The following is a 19601-nucleotide window of genomic DNA, read 5'->3' as shown; positions in this document are numbered from 1 at the left end:
GCGCAAGGAAAAAGGCGCCGGCCCTCTTCTGCAAGAGCCGGCGCCTTTTTTTCGCGCGCTGATTTTTGTGGCGGAGCGTGGATGTGCACTAACCCCGCACGAGCCGCGTTCACCCGCATCATCCGCGATGCAGGCGAACGCCGCGCCGGTTCAGAACGTCTCGTGATGCTCGTTGCGCCCGAGATCCGCATGAACCATCATATGGCACAGCTGCTCCAGACTGGTTTTTGCCTCCCAGCCCAGCTTCTCGCGCGCCTTGTCCGCGCAGCCGATCAGCAGGTCAACCTCGGCTGGCCGGTAGAACTTCGGATTCACGCGCACCAGCGTCTTGCCGGTGGCGACGTCGATGCCGGTCTCGCGCTCTTCCTTGCCCGACCATTCGAGCTGATAACCGGCCGCCGTGAATGCCATGCGCACGAAGTCGCGGACCGTTTCGGTGCGACCCGTGGCGAGCACGAAGGTGTCCGGCTCGTCCGCTTGCAGCATGCGCCACATGCCTTCCACGTATTCGAGAGCAAAGCCCCAGTCGCGTTTCGCGCTCAGGTTGCCTAGTTCCAGCACATCCTGCTTGCCGAGCTTGATCTTGGCGACGCTGTCGGTGATCTTGCGCGTCACGAACTCGCGCCCGCGCAGCGGCGATTCGTGATTGAACAGAATGCCGCTGCTTGCAAAGAGACCATACGACTCGCGATAGTTGATGGTCGACCAGTGCGCGAAGAGCTTGGCCACGCCATACGGGCTGCGCGGATAGAAAGGTGTGTCCTCGCGTTGCGGCACCGCCTGCACGAGCCCGAACATTTCCGACGTCGACGCCTGGTAGTAGCGCGTTTTCGGGCTGAGAATGCGAATGCCTTCCAGCAGATTCAGCGCGCCGATGCCGGTCACCTCGGCGGTTGTCGCCGGCTGATCGAACGACACGCCCACGAAGCTCTGCGCGGCCAGGTTATACAGCTCGTCGGCCTGTGCGCCTTCGAGCAGACGCAGCGTCGAGCCGAGATCGGTCAGATCGTGCTCGACGAGCCGAAGATTCGGATGGTCGATCACCCCCAGTTCGCGGATGCGCCAGAAATTCACGGAACTCGTGCGCCGGTACGTGCCGGTGACGTGATAGCCCTTGTCGAGCAGCAGCCTGGTCAGGTAGGCGCCGTCCTGCCCGGACACACCGGTGATGATCGCTTTGCGTGGTTGGCTCATAGCTTGCCTTCAATATTGGTAAAAGAAAAAAAGAGCACCTCAGAGCGTGCCATCCAGGAGCCGCCGCACCAGCGGTTCGACGACCTGAAAATCCTGCTCGGCCTTGAGCCTGTACAAGCCCGGCTTGGGATGCGCGCCATCGGACATCAACGCTTTCCAGTCCGGCAGACTGCTGATGTACGCGAACTGGTCGACGAGCGGCACCCGCTGCTCGGCGGCCACGCGTCGCGTCATCGCGACCATCGTGGCGAGCCGCGCATTGAGCCGGCTATCTGGCATCGGATTCGACGTTTCCAGTACAGGCTCCTTGCCGAGCGCCCGGGCGGTTTCGACGAGCGCAGTTTGCGCGGCGTAGAACTGCTCGGGCGTCTGGTTCTGCATCACTTCGTTGATGCCGTAGTTGATCAGCACGATCTGCGCGGACGATGCCGCGAGCCGTTCGCGCCACGGCAAACCCGCAGTGGGCCTGGCGCGGCGATTGCCGGTGCCGTCGCGCAGTTGCGTGGCCGTTGTGCCGCCCACACCATAGTTGGCGACAAGAACGCGCTTGCCGTGATGCATCTGCAACTCGTCCTGCAGATAGGCCACGGCGTTCTGCGCCTGCGGTCCGCAATGGCCTTCGCTGCATGAAATGCCGAGTGTCGTCGAGTCGCCGTAGGCTTCGATTGCAATCTGCCGCTGCGCTGATTGCGCTGTTTGCGCTGCCTGGGTCGCCTGTGCTGCTTCAGGTGCCGCGTCCACCACCGCCGCATGAGGCGCGGTGAGCGACGCCAGCAGCGCCGTCGCGGCGAGCCATGTCCGGCATCTCATGCGCGGCTTTGCGGTGCTTGCGGCGCCGCGCCCGGCACGCTCGCAGCGGCGCCGGCTGTTGTGCGTGAATTGCCGCGCGAGCCGAAGATCAGGCGTTTTTCGAACGCAAACCACGTAAGGCTCGCATAGGCCAGGGTGATCGCGAGCGCGAGCGCGGCCGTGACATAGCGGCTCATGTTCAGCGGCCACAGCGCATACAGCACGCTCAGGTGGATCAGATAAATCGTGTAGCTGATGGTGCCGATGTACACCAGCACCGGATTGCACAGCAGCCGTTTGACGATGCCCCGGCTTTGCAGGGCGATGACCACGACAGACGTGCAAAGCACCAGCGAAATGCTATAGAGCCCCGCATTCGACAGCGGCGTATTGGCCGCACGAAAGCGCGGAAAATGCAGATGCAGCCACGCGAGCGTCGCGAGAGCGACGATCACGCCGAGCACCGCGACACCCTTGAACGGTTGGAGCGCGTTGCGATCGCGCCGCACGGCCACCGCGAGCAACGCGCCTGCCGCGAGCAGATCCATGCGAAACGGCGTGAGGTAATAGATCGGCCAGAACGAATCGAACCACGGCGTGGCCACCGCGCGCAGCACCGGCACAAGCAGGATCAGTGCGGCTGCCACGTACGCGAGCACGCGCTCGGGCACGAGCAGGATCACGAACGGCCATACAATATAAAACTGTTCCTCGACGGCGAGCGACCACAGCACGTTCAGGCTGTCGTGGCCGCTCTGATTGAGCGCATCGCCGATATTGGTCGCAAAGAACGCATACCACTGCCAATGCTGCGCCCAGCCGAAGCCGAACAGGATCGACGAAACCACCATCAGCAGCAGATACGGCGGCAGGATGCGCCGCGCCCGGCGTGCATAGAAGTAGCCAAAATACGATTGCCCGCGTGCCTTGCGTTCGAGCAGGATGCCGGTGATCAGAAAGCCGCTCAATACGAAGAACAGATCGACGCCCATCCATAGCGGCGCTTTCAGGGCGTGCTGTGCGAATACCGCAAGGACGGCTATCGCGCGCAAGCCGTCGAGCTGCACGATGCGGCGTGAATGGGAAGGCGCTATGGGCAGGGCGCTAGCAGTCATGAACCGTCCATGGTGTGAAGCGGGGAAGCCGCGGAAAGGCGCAAGGCGTTGCACGACGGGATCGCGCCGGTCACGGCCGCGACATGATTGCAATCGATTCTAGGCAAAAGAAAATCGCGAAAAAACGCGAATGAAATGGATAAATGAATCAGATTGCAACAGGGTGTTTCGTTATGCATTTGCGCACGCGTTTCATGCCTGTTTCAAGCTTGTGCCTGCGTCAGGTCGCCGGCGCGGATCGAAGTGCGGACCTGCCGGAGAAACGACACGGTGCCGGTAAAACATGGTGTACTGCATCGCGCGGCAGACGCCGCCGAGAGCACGCAACAGGAAAACCTTCCCTTTAATCGATTTTTAAATTGATTTCTTTATTCCAATCCAAAGCATCGAATATTTTTGAATTATTTTCGATTTTCGTCGCGGCGTTTTTTACGCGTAATGTGAGCCGTGCGCAGTGGGTGGCGAAGGACGGCGCATGCGCAGAGCACCGCGATCTGATCCTGCATGCGGCCGCGCTTTGCACTCCGCATGGCCTGCGTAGCCGGTGGCCGCGCTTTCATGCTTCGTCTTTCAAAGCAGGTCCCGGCGCATGCCGTCACCTTCGTTGCCCTCGCGCTTTAACAGGCTTGCGTTCGTGCCCGCTTGCGCTTCTAACACCGTCGTTTTGTAAAGCATCGATCCGTCTTGACTGGAGGACCTACCTTGCCCCGTTTCACGTTCAGGAGCCGTCTCGCGGTATGCGCGTGCGTTGCCGGGCTGGCCGCTTTATCGGCCGGTTTTGCCGCACGCGCCGAAACGGTGCTGAACGCAAAAACCTCGTGGATCGGCAATACGTTCGGTTTTGGCGACGGCACCTGGGCGCAGATCAACATCACCGCTATTGCCGTTGCGCCCGACGGCAAGGTGTACACGAATGCGCCGTGGGACGAAAGTGGAGCGGAGGCAAGCGTCTATCAGAACGGCAAGATGCTCGGTTTCGCGGGCGGCACGCATGGCTGGGGCAATGGCGGCGGCAATGCGATCGCGATCAATCGCAAGTACGCGTTCGTCGCGATCGCGGTCGGCAATGAAAAAGGCCGGCTGGTCGGGCACGGCGTGTGGCCTGAAAAAGGCAAGCAGTGGTTCGGCATCTCGCGCCGGCAGATCGCCGATCCAAAGCAGGCGGCGCCGTTCCAGCCCGCGGCGAAGAGCGCCGATCCGCATGCCCAACTCGCGGCCGGCTTCCTGATGATGAACGAAGTGCCGACCGGCACGAGCGCCGAGATAGGCGGCCTTGCGGCGAGCGAGACGACACTCTACGCATCCAACACGGCGCGCGATCGCATCGAGGTATATGACGCGGAATCGATGCAACAGAAGGCCACGTGGAGCGTTCACGAACCGGGCCGCCTCGCGCTTGCGCCGGACGGCACGCTGTGGGTGCTGAGCGGCACGCGCAACGATCGCGCGCCGCATGTCGAGCACTACACGCCGGGCGGAAAACGCATCGACGAAAACTTTGACTTGCCTGCGGGGACACTCGCGGTCGACATTGCCGTGGATACGAAAGGCCGTGTGCTCATTGCCGATAACGGGCCGCGTCAGCAGGTGCTGTTCTTCAGCAAACGCGACGGCCGTTATGAGCAAACCGATACGCTCGGCGAGCGCGGCGGCATTTTCAGCGGTGTCGCGGGAAGGCCCGGGCCGCAGCGCCTGAACGGGCTCACCGGCGTTGGCGTGGATGCGCGCGGCAATGTCTATGTGTCGACCAACGGCATCGGCCCGCGTTACGAGCCGATCGGCGCAGGTCTTGGCGCGACGCTGGAAAGCTACGCACCCGACGGCAAGCAGAACTGGCTGGTGCAGGGGCTGCTTTTCGTCGACGGCGCCTGGCTCGATCCGGCGCGCCCAGACAGCGTTTATACCGGCAACAAACGTTTTGAACTCGATCTGTCGAAACCCGCCGGGCAGGACTGGAAATATGTCGGATTCCTGTCCAATCGCTTCAAGTATCCGGACGATCCTGTTTTTCACACCGACCAGTATCCGGGCCTGCCGATTGCCCGCAAGCTGAAGGGGCGCACCTTCCTGTATCTGACGGACATGTATGCGGACCATCTGAAGATCTATCGCTTCGACCCGCAACGCGATGGCGAGACGGCGATTCCGTCGGGCTTTATCGCCGGCCGCGAGCGTGCGGTGGCCAAGGTGCCGAATGCCCCGCCAGGCGGCGACTGGATCTGGCGCGACGCAAACGGCGACGGCAAATTCAATGTCGACGAATTTGCGCTCAATACAAGCGGTACGAAGCTCGCGGGCGGCTGGGGCTGGTGGGTCGATACCGCCGGCGACATCTGGCGCACGCGCGATACCAAGGGCATTTATCGCTTCCGCTTTGGCGGGCTGGATGCAAAGGGCAACCCCGTCTATTCGTATTCGGACATCACGCAGTACCCGGTGCCGCAACCCTTTGCCGAGTTGCATCGCGCGATCTACGAGCCGGACACGGACACGATGTACGTCACCGGCTATACGCCTGACACGCCCGCCGACCGCGGCTTCTGGAAGGAAGTGGGCCGCGTGCTGGTGCGCTACGACAAATGGTCGAGCGGCAAGCCGGTGCAGCGTTACTCGATCACGCTGCCGTGGCAGACGCAGAGCAAACCCATCGCGACGATCATCGGCCTCACGGTCGAGGGGCAGTACATCTTCGGCGTCGAGCCTGTGGGCGCGGTGCATGTCTGGGACAAGGACAACGGCCGCGAAGTGGGCGTGATCCGGCCTGGTCCCGAAGTAGGCCGTGCGTCCGGCTGGGTGGATGTGCCGAACGGCATTAGCGCGGCAAAGCGAAGCAACGGCGAGTACCTCGTTTTCGTCGAAGAAGACGCGCGCGGCAAGGTGCTGATGTACCGCTGGAAACCATGACGGATCAATGCGTGGCGCACTGCGCCGCGGCGGCATCGCGCGGCAACAACACATGAACAGCAACACCGGCAATCGTAGTCGAACCCAGGGCATCCGATGGACAAAGGCATCCTCAAGAACGTAGCGATCAACTTCTTCGGCCTCGTGCTGCCGACTTTCGTCTCGCTCGTGACCGTGCCGTCGTATATCAAGCTGCTCGGCGTCGAACGCTACGGCGTGATCAGTCTCGTGTGGACGCTGATCGGCTACTTCGGCATTCTCGATCTCGGCATGAGCATGGCCGCGCAGAATCACATTTCGAAGGCGCGCGCCTCGGGCGACAAGGGTGAAAGCGCGCGCGTGTTCTGGAGCGCGACGTGGCTCAATCTCGCAACCGGTGTGATCGGCGGATTGATCATTTACTTCGGCGCGTTTCTGTACACCGCGTATTTCACGAAGGTATCGCCCAAGCTGCAGCATGAGGTGTATATGGCGCTGCCGTGGCTCGCCGTGGCGATTCCGCTTGCGAACGTGTCATGGGTGTTCGCGGGCGCGATCAACGGTGCCGAGCGATTCGGCGTGTACAACACGAATCAGACCATCGGCACCTTTCTGTTCCAGCTGTTGCCGCTCGGCGCGGCGCTGTGGCTTGGCGCGAATCTGCAGAACGTGCTGGCCGCGGCGGTGTTCGCGCGTATTCTCGCCGCGATCCTGCTCGGCCGTTCGGCGCTAAAAGTGCTGGATATACGCAATGTTCTGCCGCCTCAGCTCGGCGTGGCGAAGGGCCTCTTCAACTTCGGCGGATGGATGCTGATTGCGAGCGTCACCAACATGATCGCCGAATCGCTCGATCGCGTGATGCTGGGTACGGGTCTTGGCGCACGTTTCGTCACGTACTACACGGTGCCGCAAAACCTCGTCACGCGTTTGAACATCGTGCCGACCGCGATGGTGCGCACGCTCTTTCCACGGCTTTCCGCGGTGGGCCGCGCCGATGCCGACACTATCACGCAGCAGTCGCTCGAATTTCTCAATGGCGTGTTCACGCCCGTCGCCCTGATCGCGATGCTGGTGCTCGAACCGTTCCTTCATCTGTGGGTCGGCAATGAAATCGCAACGGTCGCGGCGCCCGTGGGACGCATCATGATCGTCGCCGTGTGGCTCGTCGGGCAGGCCAACGTGACCCGCATCCTGATCCAGTCGCAGGTCAATCCGGCTACGGCCGCGCGCGTCGGCCTGTGCGAATTGCCCCTGTTTGCAGGGGCTTTGTGGCTCGGCATCGCGCACTTCGGCCTGACGGGCGCGGCGATGGCGGTGGCCGGCCGCGCGCTGTTCGACTACATCGTACTGCTGCGGCTCTCCGCGATCCGTGCGCGGCAGATCGCGCTCGACATGCTGGCGCACCTCGTTTTCCTGCTGGCGAGCCTGTGGCTTTCCAGCTTCCTGCCGGGCCTCGCCATGGCGATCGTAGCCGGCGTGTTGATGGTCGGCGCGAACCTCGCCTGGTCCATCACGATGACGCCCGCGTTGCGCGATCTGGCGCGCTCACTGCTGTTGCGACTGAATCCGAGGAAAAGCGCATGAACCACGAAGTCCTTGAAGAAGCCGTGCTGCAACCGCCGACGCGCAGCGCACTGGCCGAACTCACCACGGCTCCCGCCGCGCAGACGCCGCCGCGGCGTGCCGCAGCGCGCGGAGAAAAAGCCGTGCGTATTGCGATCGTGCACGACTGGCTCGTCACCTACGCCGGCGCGGAGAAGGTGCTCGAACAGATCGTTGCGTGTTTCCCGGACGCGGACCTGTTCAGTCTCGTCGACTTTCTCGATGACCGCAGCTTTCTGCGCGGCAAGCCTGTCACCACGTCGTTCATCCAGAACCTGCCGCTCGCGCGCAGCAAATATCGCACTTATCTGCCGCTCATGCCGCTCGCAATCGAGCAACTGGACGTGTCCGCGTACGACGTGGTGATCTCGAGCAGTCACGCAGTGGCGAAGGGCATTCTCACCGGTCCGGACCAGGTGCATATCAGCTACGTGCATTCACCGATCCGCTATGCGTGGGATCTGCAGCACCAGTATCTGCAGCAGTCGAAGCTGACGAGCGGACCCAAGTCCGCAATGGCGCGGCTGATTCTGCATTACATCCGCAACTGGGACATCCGCACGTCGAACTCGGTGGACGGTTTTGTCGCGAACTCGGAGTTCATCGCCCGACGCATCAAGAAGGTTTATCAGCGCGACGCGCAGGTGATCTTTCCGCCCGTCGACGTTGAAGCGTTCACGTTATGCACTGAGAAGGAAGATTTCTATCTGACGGCATCGCGCATGGTGCCGTACAAGAAGATCGATCTGATCGTCGAGGCGTTTGCACGGATGCCCGAGCGCAAGCTTGTTGTGATCGGCGACGGCCCGGACATGCAGAAAGTCCGCGCAAAGGCTGGACCGAACGTCGAGATCATGGGCTATCAGCCGTTCAATGTGCTGAAAGACCGGATGAGCCGTGCAAAGGCCTTCGTGTTCGCCGCCGAGGAAGACTTCGGCATTTCGGTCGTGGAGGCGCAAGCGTGCGGCACGCCGGTCATTGCGTACGGCAAGGGCGGGGCGCTCGAAACAGTGCGCGACCTGTCCGAGCCGCGGCCCACCGGCATGTTCTTCGACGAGCAAAGCGAAGAGTCGATTGTCGCCGCGGTCGAGCGTTTCGACGCACACGTGAAGCGTTTTTCGCCGCTCGACTGCCGCGCGAATGCCGAACGTTTTTCCGCCGCCAACTTCCGCGAGCGCTTCTTCGCGCATGTGCGCGCCTCGGTGCCCGCGCTGCGCAACGCGACACTGCCGCCGTATGTACCGTATAGAGCCGAGGCAACCGCGAGCGCACCGCGCATTCTGGCCGTGGATCAAAGCGGCGTGCTTGGCGGAGCCGAGTTGTCGCTGCTCGAGATCGTCAAGGCATTGCGCTCGCGCATTGAGGTCGTGCTGTTCGACGACGGCCCGTTCCGCACGGCGCTGGACAAAGCGGGCGTGAGTGTGGAGGTGCTCGACGCCGGCGCGCTGCGCAACGTGCGCAAGCAGGGCGGTTCGTTGCCGAAGGGTGCGGCGCTGAAGGGCCTGATGTCGCTCGTTCGAGCGACGGCCAAACGCGCGCGCAACGCGCAGGTGATCTATGCGAACACGCAACGCGCGATGGTGATCGGCGCCGTGGCCGGCAAGCTCGCCAGGCGGCCGGTGGTTTGGCATCTGCGCGATATCGTGAGTCCGGAGCATTTCGGTGGCAAACAGCTTGCCATCATCAAATGGTGCGCGCGCGTTGGCCTCACGCATGTGATCGCCAATTCCGCAGCGTCGGCGCGTGCATTCGCCGAACTCACGGGCTTCGACGACAGGCGCGTCGACGTGGTGTTCAACGGGATTTCCGCGGCCCCGTTCGACGCCTTGCGCAACGTGCCGCAAGCCACGCTGCGCGAGCGCCTGAAGCTGCCGCCGGATGCGTTCCTCGTCGGCTCGTTCAGCCGCCTTGCGCGCTGGAAGGGCCAGCATGTGCTGCTGGAAGCCATGGTGCTCAATCCGCACATGCACGCGGTGCTGGTCGGCGCGCCGCTCTTCGGCGAAGACCAGTACGAGATCGAGCTGCATGCATTCGTCGCCGCGCACAAGCTTGGCGGCCGTGTGCATTTTCTCGGCTTTCAGCACGATATTCCGGCGTGCATGTGTGCAGTCGACGCGGTCGTGCACACGTCGATCACGCCGGAGCCGTTTGGGCGCGTGATCGTCGAAGGCATGCTGGCGCAGCGGCCGGTGGTGGCCGCGCGCGCGGGCGGGGTGCTTGAGATCGTCGACGATTATGAAAACGGCGTGCTCTGCACACCGGGCGACGCGCATGCGTTGGCCGACGCACTGGCCGAGTTGCGCTCGAACGACGAACTGCGCGCGAGGCTTGTCAAAAATGGCTACAAAACGGCGCTGAGCCGCTTTGGGACCGACGCCTATGTCGAGAGTGTGGAGCGGATTCTGAGGCGTGTCGCGGGCGTGGGAAAGGCTGCTCGCGCATGACTGACTGAATGTGCGGTCGCGCCGCCCTCAGTGCCGCGCGGGAAACATTCGACGTACAGAACGACTGGCAGTGACTGTGAAGTTGGCGCGGCGGAAGTTGGCGCAGCGAAGCGGAAGATCGGGAAAATTAGCGCAGCGGAGCCGAAGCTCAGCGAAAAACTCGCCGGCCTTCGGCTCTTTTTCAATCACGACCGCTGCAATGCGCTTTTCGTTTTCGGCTTGAAACTGGCCGACCATTTCATCGCCGGCAATTCGACGAGCCGGTAGAACACATAGGCGGCCGGCACGGCGACCAGCATGTATCCGAACGACGGCCAGATCGACATCTGCAGCGACGAGCGGTACAGCAGCGACGACAGCAGCACGAAGATCGGCAGGTGGATCAGATACAGCGAGAAGCTGAAGTCGCCAAAGCGCGACAGAAGCCGCAGGCCCCAACTGTCGTGCGTCCTGCCGTTGCTCTCACTCCCCTTGTTGCGCTCGAGCGCCCGGTACAAATAGAACGCGAAGCCGATCGCCCATAACTGGAACGCGCCGTACTGGCCGAAATGGAACGCCGCGCAGCCAAGCGCAACGAACGCAGCGGCGAGCGCATAGAGCCACCATGACGAGCGCGCTTGCGGCGCACTGTGCGCTTTTGCGTCGGCAATCCATGCGCCGAGCGTCCACGAAAACCAGTACGACGTGAAGAACTGAATGTCGTGCCGTTCGAGCGCATACGCGGACACGACGTTGACCACGGCGACTACTGCCAGCACGGACGTCATGCCGATGCGCCGGCGCAGCGCGAACAGCAGCGGATAGATTGCGTAGAACTGCACTTCGAGCGAGAGCGTCCACAACGCGCCGTTCGATCCATATGTCTTGCCTGCCACGCCTTGCAGCGAAAACAGATTGACGAGAAAGGCGCTGGGACCGATCTCGCGAATCTTGTGGCTCACCGGCGGCAATTGCAGACTGAACCAGTCGAGTGCGAGCGTCAGCAGCAATGCTGCGAGCAGCACCGGATAAATGCGCGCGAAACGGCGCGCCCAGAAGTTCGCGGCGTCGAGCCGGTAAGCCGGGTTACCGGCGAGCCGCAATGCAGCGCTGCGGTGAATGCAGTAGCCGCTGATCACGAAGAAAATCGGCACACCTGCCGAGCCCCACGCGATAGGGAAGGTCAGATACGCAGCAATCGTGTTCAGGCTGAACGAATGCCCTGCATTCTGGTGAAAAGCCTGCATGCCGACCCATTCGATCTGCCGGCAATGGAAGTACGCGACGAGCAGCGCGGCGAAGCCTCGCATCGCGTCGATCACGTGTTCTTTTCCGGCGCTGTCGGCGCGGGCCTCGCTTTGCGCGCGGTGCGCGACGGGTCTCGCGTGGGGCGTGAGGGGCAGGGATGAGCCGCCGGCTTCCAGTGCTGAGTCGCTCATGCGCGGTCCTTTATTAGAAGTTGCAATGGGGATTCGCGCGTGTGCCGCGCGCGGTGCATCACATGCTAGTGCACCGCGGGCGCAAAAAAATGCATAAAAAATCGGCCATCCTTTCCATTAAATAGGCCATTTTGTGACGAATTGTAATTGAGCAAAAGTGAATCCACCGGACAATTATTTATCGCTTTTGTCATGCTAATTTACAGCACGGATTCTCCTGTTGAGAGGTGGAAATCATGAACCTGCATTGGCTTGCCGGCGTGGCCGTTCTGCTGATCCTCGTAGCCGCTTCAGCGTACCGGGAGGCGCTGCGCAACGAGCCAATCCGCCGTTTCCGCATCAATCCGGGAAAGCTGCCGCAACTCGACGAAAACGAGGAAGCGCGCTCGTAAAAAGCCGCGCGGCGCGCGCGCATTGCGGAACGCGTGCGGCGGGCCCCGCCCGCAGCGTCACGGGTAACTTTTTCGGAATTGCTCGAAAATAATTTGAATGTGCAACGTAAAACTTGCTGTCTTTCATATTATGCAAAGCCTGAACCGAACTGGACCGGCTTTGTTAAGCATCGTTTGAGAAATTTCACGCGTGATCTCGCGTGGCTTTTTTGTTAGCCTTTCCGGCGACGTCGAAGGGCCGCAATGCCCGCGAACCAATTTCTAACCGATCTGGGAATGCCTACCATGCTGAAAGTCACCAAAGCCGTGTTTCCCGTAGCGGGCCTCGGGACACGATTCCTGCCGGCTACCAAGGCAAGTCCGAAGGAAATGCTGCCTATCGTCGACAAGCCGCTGATCCAGTACGCTGTTGAAGAAGCGATTGCTGCCGGCATTACCGAAATGATCTTTGTGACGGGCCGCAGCAAGCGCGCTATCGAAGATCACTTCGACAAGTCGTATGAGATCGAGGCGGAGCTCGAAGCGCGCAACAAGCAGAAGCTGCTCGATCTCGTGCGCAGTATCAAGCCGGCCAACGTCGACTGTTTCTATGTCCGCCAGGCCGAAGCACTGGGTCTTGGCCACGCGGTGCTGTGCGCCGAAAAACTGGTCGGCCAGAGCCCGTTCGCGGTGATTCTCGCCGACGACCTGCTGCACAGCTCGAAGCCCGTCATGAGCCAGCTTGTGGATACGTTCAATCACTACCATAGCTCGGTCATCGGCGTCGAAACCATTGCGCGTGAAGACAGCCGCTCTTACGGCGTCGTGGATGGCCGCGAGTGGGAAGACAACGTGATCAAGCTTTCGGGCATCGTCGAGAAACCGGCGCCGGACAAGGCACCGTCGAACCTCGGTGTAGTCGGGCGCTACGTGCTGATGCCGACCATCTTCAAGCACATTCGCGCGCTCAAGCCCGGCGCTGGCGGCGAATTGCAGTTGACCGATGCGGTCCAGTCGCTGCTTACCGAGGAACAGGTGCTTGCGTATCGCTACTTCGGTACCCGTTTCGATTGCGGCAGCAAGCTCGGCTATCTGAAGGCGACGGTGGAGTTCGCGCTGCGCCATCCCGAGGTGAAGGACGAGTTCGAAGCGTATCTGCAGGCTTATATGCAGGCAAATGGGCAGGGCGTGCCGCCTCAGTACACGGCTGAAGCGGCCTGACGAGGGCAGAGAGCTACGCACGCACGCGGGATCGCGTTCTTGTGCAGCACTGAATCCAACTGGAAATCAGGCCTTGATCAAACAGATTTGATCACGCAGAGAGCGCGCCAGCATCGCGCGCATTGAAAACGGGCGCCCCGCAGCAACGAGGCGCCCGTCTTTTTTTGCCGTGCCCGAACTGCATCCGTTCGGGTCGCGGCGACCATCATGCTCAGCCTTTCTTCACTTCGAGACGGAACTTGTGCAGCAACGGTTCCGTGTACCCGTTCGGCTGCTGGCGGCCTTCGAACACCAGCGCCTGGGCGGCCTTGAATGCAATGGTGTCGAAGCCCGGCGCCATTGGCTTGTACAACGGATCGGCGGCATTCTGCTGATCGACTACCTTCGCCATGCGCCTGAAGGTCTCTTCGACCTGGTCGCGCGTCACCACGCCGTGATACAGCCAGTTGGCGATGTGCTGGCTCGAGATACGCAGCGTCGCGCGGTCTTCCATCAGGCCGACGTCGTGAATGTCCGGCACCTTCGAGCAACCCACACCCTGGTCGATCCAGCGCACCACATAGCCGAGGATGCCTTGCGCGTTGTTGTCGAGCTCGGCGCGGATTTCGTCGGCGCTCCACTTCGCCGTTTCCACGACAGGGATCGTCAGCAGGCCGTCCAGCAGTTCGTCGCGGACCTTAGCGTAGTCGGTGCGCTCCAGTTCCTGCTGGACCGCTTGCACGTCGACCAGGTGGTAGTGCAGCGCATGCAGTGTCGCGGCGGTCGGCGAGGGCACCCACGCGGTGTTCGCGCCCGCTTTGGGATGGCCGATCTTCTGCTCGAGCATCGCGTGCATCAGATCGGGCATCGCCCACATGCCCTTGCCGATCTGCGAGCGGCCGCGCAGGCCCGCATGCAGGCCGACGAGCACGTTGCTGCGCTCGTACGCCGCAATCCACGTGCTCGACTTCATGTCGCCCTTGCGCATCATCGGGCCGGCTTCCATCGCGCTGTGCATCTCGTCGCCGGTACGGTCGAGAAAGCCCGTGTTGATGAACGCGACGCGCTCCGACGCCTCGGCGATACAGGCGAGCAGATTCACGCTCGTGCGGCGCTCTTCGTCCATGATGCCCATCTTGATCGTGTTGCGCGGCAGCTTCAGCAGATCCTCGACGCGCGCAAACAGCTCGCTCGCGAACGCGACCTCAGCGGGGCCGTGCATTTTCGGCTTCACGATATAGATCGAGCCGGTGCGGGAATTCAGCCTGTTCTTGCGATCGTGCAGTGCGCACAGCGTCGTGATGACCGCATCGAGAATGCCTTCGGGAATCTCGGCGCCGTCTTTCGTCAGCACCGCCGGATTGGTCATCAGGTGGCCGACGTTGCGAACGAACAGCAGCGAGCGGCCATGCAGCGTGATAGGCGTTTTGCCGTCGGCGCCGACATATTCACGGTCCGCGTTCAGACGTCGCGTGAAGGTCTTGCCGTTTTTCGTGACCTCTTCGGTCAGATCGCCGTTCATGAGGCCGAGCCAGTTGCGATAGAGCTGAACCTTGTCGTTCGCATCCACGGCTGCAACCGAGTCTTCGCAGTCGATGATCGTGCTCACCGCCGCTTCCACCACCACGTCCTTCACATGCGCGGTGTCGGTCTTGCCGATCGGATCGCTCGGGTCGATCTGGATCTCGACGTGCAGGCCGTTGTGCTTGAGCAGCACGGCCGAGGGCGCGTTGGCCTCGCCCTGATAGCCGACGAATTGCGCGGGGGTTTTCAGCTCGCTGGTGCCGCTTTTCAGCGCAACGACGAGGTTGCCGCCCTGCACGCTGTAACGCGTCGCATCGGCGTGCGAGCCGGTGGCGAGCGGCACGGCTTCGTCAAGAAATTTGCGGGCATACGCGATGACCGCGGCGCCGCGCACCGGGTTAAAGGTCTTCTGCCGGTCCGCGCCGTTGGTCTCGGGAATTGCGTCCGTGCCGTACAGCGCGTCGTACAGGCTGCCCCAACGCGCATTCGCCGCATTCAGCGCATAGCGCTGGTTCGACAGCGGCACCACGAGTTGTGGGCCCGCCTGTTCGGCAATTTCAGTGTCGACGTTGGCAGTGGTGGCCTTTACGTTCGACGGCGCAGGCACGATATAGCCGATGCCCTCCAGAAACGCACGATAGGCGCGCACGTCGCGCACCGGGCCGGGATTGGCGCGATGCCAGTTGTCCAGTTCCGTTTGCAGGCGGTCGCGCTCGGCGAGCAGAGCACGGTTCCTGGGCGCCAGCTCGTGCACGAGGGCGTCGAAACCCGACCAGAATGCGGCGCTGTCGATTCCGGTGCCGGGCAGGGCTTCCGTTTCGACGAACTGGTCGAGATTGGCGGCGACCTGCAGTCCGCCGCGCGGGTTCATCTGAGTCATCGACTGCTCCATCTGTCTGAATGCGGCCGACGTGGGGTATCGGCTCGCGTTGGGGCTACTACTGAGTCAAGCTGCTTTCGAAGTTGCTGCGTTCGGTCTATGGCCACGCCATCACGACGGCATTCGTGACACGCGTGCAACGCTGATCGCTACGGGAAACTCAGAGGCCGAGCGCCTGGATCCCTGCCTTCGCGATCTGCGCGTCCTGATCGGACTTTACGCCCGACACGCCGACCGCGCCGACCACCTGGCCTTCGACGATGACCGGCACGCCGCCTTCCAGCGTACCGGAAAGCGGCGCGCTCAGGAACGCGGTGCGGCCATTGTTGATCATGTCCTCGTATACCTTGGTTTCGCGGCGGCCGATTGCCGAAGTGCGGGCTTTTTCGGTCGCGATATACGCGCTCGCGGGCGCACTGCCGTCCAGACGCAGCATGCCGAGCGGGTGGCCGCCGTCGTCGGCCACGACGATCGCGACGGCCCACTTGTTCTTCTCGGCTTCGGCGCGCGCGGCTTCGAGGATGCGGGTCGTTTCGACAACGGTCAACACGGGTTTGCTCAGCATAATGAATGTCCTGTCTCGTTTATGATATGGATACTTCCGTACGTTCGCCCGACGCCTTCGCATGCCGTAATGCATCGGGCGATGAAACGCCATTCTGCGTGACGTTGCTTCGTCCGCGCGCTGGCTGTTGTGTTGGCAACGCTTCGGGCAGCCTGTTGGCCGGCACTTTGACGATGCCGCGCGCCAGCTCGCTTACGTTGCTGGCGGTCGCAATGCTGATGCCAGGCTTTGGAATTCTACGTCCAGGCGCGCCGGGAGGAAACGGCGGGCATCGCGAGGGTGGGCGCGACCCAGCGCTAATCGAGCCTGTAACGGGCGGCGCGGGCCGATTTACAATCGAGCCCTGTTACATGAAAACCGTGCGAGCCTCCACATCATGCCGACCATCAGCGAGCTTTTCGTCTATCCGATCAAATCCTGCGCGGGCATCGCGCTGAATGAAGCGCGTCTGCTTGCTACGGGGCTCGAATACGATCGTTATTGGATGGTTGTCGATGCGGACGGCGCAATGCTCACGCAGCGCGCGCATCCGCGCATGGCGCTGATCAAGGTGGAAATTGCGGCGCACGAACTGGTGATTCGTGCGCCCGGCATGAGCGAATTGCGCACGCCGCTCGATGCCGCGCAACTCGCTACGCCCGCCAGGGTTGTGACGAAGGTCTGGCGCGACGCGGCCTACGGACTCGACACGGGCGAAGAGTGCGCCGCGTGGTTTTCGACGTTTCTGGGCATGCCCGTGCGCCTCCTGCGCTTCGATCCCGAGCGCGAGCGCATTGTCGATCCGGCTTACACGCAGAGCGTGGGCAGTGCCACGACCTATTTCGCCGACGGCTTCCCGCTGCTCGTGATCGCTCAGGCTTCGCTGGACGATCTGAACACGCGCCTGAACGCAAAGGGCGCGCCGTCCATTCCGATCGACCGCTTTCGTCCGAACATCGTGTTGAACGGGCTCGATGCGTATGAAGAAGACTATGTGGAGACGCTCAGCATCGACGGCATGCAGGCGTCCGAAGCGCCTGTCGAACTGCGCCTCGTGAAGCTATGCGCGCGTTGTCCGATGCCCACCATCGACCAGGCGAAGGGCGAGCGCGACCCCGAATGGCCCAACGAACCGACCGATACGCTGAGCGTGTATCGAGCGAATCCGCAGCGAGACGGTGCGGTCACCTTCGGCAACAACGCGGTGGTGACGAGCGGGGCGGGCACATGGCTGCGTGTGGGGCAGGCGGTCGAAGCGGAACTTGGCTTCGGCGATTAGGCTGCCCCGACGCGCGGGCGTAGTGGACGCACGGCCGCGCTTTGGATGTGCTTTCGTGCGCTTTCTCGTGCGTTCCTGCGCTTTCCTGCACTTTTCCTGCACGTCAGGCAGCACGCGTATGCGCCGGCTGCTCATCGCGCGATGCCGTGTCTTGCGCCCACAGCGCTTGCTCGCTTTCGCCAATCGCATCGCCCACCAGAATCACTGCGGGACTGCCGAAGCCCGCGTCGTTGGCGTCGGCGGCCAGGCGATCCAGCCGCGTCAGCAGGCGCCGTTCGTCGACGCTGCCGGCCCATTGCACGACGGCTGCCGGCGTGTCGGCGGGCAAGCTCTTAAGCAATGCGGCGGCGATGCTGCCGATACGCCGCATCCCCATATAAATGGCGAGCGTGGTGCGCGTTGCCGCAAGCGCGGCCCAATCCGGTTGGCCGTGATCTTCCGTGTGCGCGGTGACGAACGTCACGCCATGACAATGACGGCGATGGGTGAGCGAGATGCCCAGGCCCGCCGCCGCCGCGAAGCCCGACGAAATCCCGTTGACGATGTCGACCGGAATGCCCGCCTCGCGCAAGCTCGCAATCTCTTCGCCGGCGCGGCCGAAGAGCAGCGCCTCGCCACCTTTCACACGCACCACGTGCAGCCCTTTTTGTGCATAGCGACGCATCAGGCGCTCGATAAAAGCCTGCGGGGTCGACCGGCAGCCGCCGCGTTTGCCCACGCGGATCACGCGCGCCTGTGGGGCGAGCGTCACGATGTCGGGGTTTGCCAGGTCGTCGAGCAGAACGACGTCGGCGGCTGCGAGCGCCTTGGCCGCTCGCAGCGTGAGCAGATCGAGTTCGCCCGGACCGGCGCTCAATAAGGTGACCTTGCCGGAGTTGCTGTTCATTGCGATGTCCTTTTGATTCTCTGTGTGGCCGGCGCCCTGGCGTGGCGCTAGCGCCCAAACAAAAACGGCGTCCGGTCGTGATCATCACGAGGGGACGCCGTTGTCCGTTGCTGTTTGCTATTGATGGTTCGACGCCGCGCGAGTCACCACGTTGTGTCTCGCGAGGCGGTCCAGCCGTTCGCGCTGATTTCGTTGCTCAGGCAGGACTCGTCTGGTTGCGTGCAACGTTATGCAAGGACCAGGCCAACGGATTCGCCGCATGTCAGAGGCATAGGTTGAGTGAGAGACGTGAGGCCGCGGCAGCGCGTGCTCCGACGTTTCGCCAACGCACCGCAAGAGCGTTGGCGGCGTCTGAAGCATGCCAGCGGAGCACCGCACGCGCCGCCACCGCGCCCGTTTTTGGCACGCGCGAAGTGTTGCGTCGCACCATTGCTGTGCCCGGCTGCATCGAAATGCGTCGTGCCCCAGATGTTCCGCGAGCTTCGGCGATTCCACGCAAAGCCCCGCGTAACGGGGCTCACCGGCGTGTGAGGGTGCATTGGCATAGCCTTTGCATTAAACCGGCCCATCGGATCAACGGCGATCCGCCGCGAGCGTTACACAAAGCGCTTGCCGCAACACCATGGACAGGACAACGGCGTCCCCCGGATTCAGTCATCGACTGGGTCCGCGGGACGCCGTTTTTATTTCCGGCGCCGCTTTGCCGATGACGGCAGCGCGGCGACCGATGCCCAGCACATTGAGGAAACCGCGCTCATGAGAATCATCGTTATCGGTCACGGAATGGTCGGTCACAAACTGGTCGAGTGTCTGGCGCAAGGCGCCGCACACGGCCTCGACATCACCGTGCTGTGCGAGGAGCCGCGTCCCGCCTACGACCGCGTGCATCTGTCCGAATTCTTTTCGGGCAAGTCCGCGGACGACCTCTCGCTCGTCGAGCCGGGCTTTTTCGAGCGCGAGAACGTGCTGCTCAAGCTGAACGCGAGGGCCGTTTCCATCGACCGGAACGCACACACGGTCACGCTTGCGACGGGCGAAACGCTCTCGTACGACAAGCTCGTGATCGCGACCGGCTCATCGCCGTTCGTGCCGCCGGTGCAGGGCCGCGACCGGCGCGATTGCTTCGTCTACCGAACTATTGAAGACCTCGAGGCGATGCAGGAATGCGGTGCGCGCTCGAAGACCGGCACGGTGGTCGGCGGCGGTCTGCTCGGTCTCGAATGCGCGAAGGCGCTGCGCGACATGGGCCTGCAAACGCACGTGGTCGAATTCGCGCCGCGCCTGATGGCGGTGCAGGTCGACGAAGGCGGCGGCCGNGTGCTGCGCACGAAGATCGAGGAACTCGGCGTGAGCGTGCATACGCACAAGAACACCACGGCGATCGTCGACGGCGAAGCAGGCACGCACCGCATGCAGTTCGCGGACGGCACGCATCTGGACACCGACATGATCGTGTTCTCGGCGGGCATCCG

14 protein-coding genes are annotated in these 19601 nt (G+C 62.6%); 7 read left to right on the top strand and 7 right to left on the bottom strand.

Features of this window, described 5'->3' with window-relative positions; translation table 11 throughout:
* Positions 1-150: 150 nt before the first annotated feature.
* From gmd to A3AC_RS0113585, 3 genes are read right to left on the bottom strand one after another with little or no spacing between them, the layout of a single operon-like run.
* On the bottom strand, positions 151-1194 hold the full coding sequence (gmd, locus tag A3AC_RS0113595) for a GDP-mannose 4,6-dehydratase (RefSeq protein WP_025599467.1): 1044 nt from the start codon (positions 1192-1194) through the stop codon (positions 151-153).
* 39 nt (positions 1195-1233) lie between these two features.
* Positions 1234-2004: an SGNH/GDSL hydrolase family protein gene (locus tag A3AC_RS0113590; protein WP_025599466.1), complete on the bottom strand. Its 771-nt coding sequence runs from the start codon at positions 2002-2004 to the stop codon at positions 1234-1236.
* Positions 2001-3098, bottom strand: coding sequence for an acyltransferase family protein (locus A3AC_RS0113585; RefSeq protein WP_025599465.1), 1098 nt, complete (start codon positions 3096-3098; stop codon positions 2001-2003). Before A3AC_RS0113585 ends, A3AC_RS0113590 begins: the two co-directional genes overlap by 4 nt.
* 702 nt (positions 3099-3800) lie before the next feature.
* Between A3AC_RS0113585 and A3AC_RS0113575 the strand changes: the two genes are divergently transcribed.
* From A3AC_RS0113575 to A3AC_RS0113565, 3 genes are all read left to right on the top strand, one after another.
* Positions 3801-6002: a hypothetical protein gene (locus A3AC_RS0113575; protein ID WP_025599463.1), complete on the top strand. Its 2202-nt coding sequence runs from the start codon at positions 3801-3803 to the stop codon at positions 6000-6002.
* Positions 6003-6098: 96 nt separating this feature from the next.
* Entirely contained in the window at positions 6099-7565 is a 1467-nt protein-coding gene (locus A3AC_RS0113570) for a flippase (RefSeq protein WP_025599461.1), read from the top strand.
* The gene (locus A3AC_RS0113565; protein WP_025599460.1) at positions 7562-10027 is read left to right on the top strand and encodes a glycosyltransferase family 4 protein; all 2466 of its coding nucleotides are present in this window, start codon (positions 7562-7564) and stop codon (positions 10025-10027) included. The genes A3AC_RS0113570 and A3AC_RS0113565 overlap by 4 nt, the downstream gene beginning before the upstream one ends.
* Before the next feature lie 185 nt (positions 10028-10212).
* On the opposite strand, the gene A3AC_RS0113560 is transcribed toward A3AC_RS0113565, so the two are convergent.
* The gene (locus A3AC_RS0113560) at positions 10213-11445 is read right to left on the bottom strand and encodes an acyltransferase family protein (RefSeq protein WP_025599459.1); all 1233 of its coding nucleotides are present in this window, start codon (positions 11443-11445) and stop codon (positions 10213-10215) included.
* Positions 11446-11681: 236 nt separating this feature from the next.
* Between A3AC_RS0113560 and A3AC_RS30685 the strand changes: the two genes are divergently transcribed.
* Together A3AC_RS30685 and galU are read left to right on the top strand one after the other, a co-directional pair.
* Entirely contained in the window at positions 11682-11837 is a 156-nt protein-coding gene (locus A3AC_RS30685; protein WP_198017994.1) for a hypothetical protein, read from the top strand.
* Between the two features lie 285 nt (positions 11838-12122).
* A complete protein-coding gene (gene galU / locus A3AC_RS0113550; RefSeq protein ID WP_025599457.1) occupies positions 12123-13037 on the top strand; it encodes a UTP--glucose-1-phosphate uridylyltransferase GalU in 915 nt (304 codons plus the stop codon).
* 211 nt (positions 13038-13248) lie between these two features.
* On the opposite strand, the gene A3AC_RS0113545 is transcribed toward galU, so the two are convergent.
* Both A3AC_RS0113545 and A3AC_RS0113540 read right to left on the bottom strand, forming a co-directional pair.
* Entirely contained in the window at positions 13249-15420 is a 2172-nt protein-coding gene (locus A3AC_RS0113545) for a malate synthase G (protein ID WP_025599456.1), read from the bottom strand.
* Between the two features lie 160 nt (positions 15421-15580).
* A complete protein-coding gene (locus tag A3AC_RS0113540; protein ID WP_025599455.1) occupies positions 15581-15985 on the bottom strand; it encodes a heme-binding protein in 405 nt (134 codons plus the stop codon).
* Positions 15986-16361: 376 nt separating this feature from the next.
* Between A3AC_RS0113540 and A3AC_RS0113535 the strand changes: the two genes are divergently transcribed.
* Complete coding sequence (locus A3AC_RS0113535) at positions 16362-17243, top strand: MOSC domain-containing protein (protein WP_025599454.1); 882 nt, start codon at positions 16362-16364, stop codon at positions 17241-17243.
* Between the two features lie 103 nt (positions 17244-17346).
* Here A3AC_RS0113535 and cobA read toward each other — a convergent pair whose 3' ends face one another.
* Entirely contained in the window at positions 17347-18129 is a 783-nt protein-coding gene (cobA, locus tag A3AC_RS0113530; RefSeq protein WP_025599453.1) for a uroporphyrinogen-III C-methyltransferase, read from the bottom strand.
* Between the two features lie 756 nt (positions 18130-18885).
* Between cobA and A3AC_RS29210 the strand changes: the two genes are divergently transcribed.
* Positions 18886-19601: FAD-dependent oxidoreductase (locus A3AC_RS29210; protein WP_198017993.1), on the top strand; the 716-nt coding region annotated here is incomplete at its 3' end.

Origin of the sequence: Burkholderia sp. WSM2230 (genome assembly GCF_000472445.1) — a bacterium.
Classification (GTDB): domain Bacteria; phylum Pseudomonadota; class Gammaproteobacteria; order Burkholderiales; family Burkholderiaceae; genus Paraburkholderia.
This window is presented reverse-complemented; position numbering and strand designations above follow the sequence as displayed.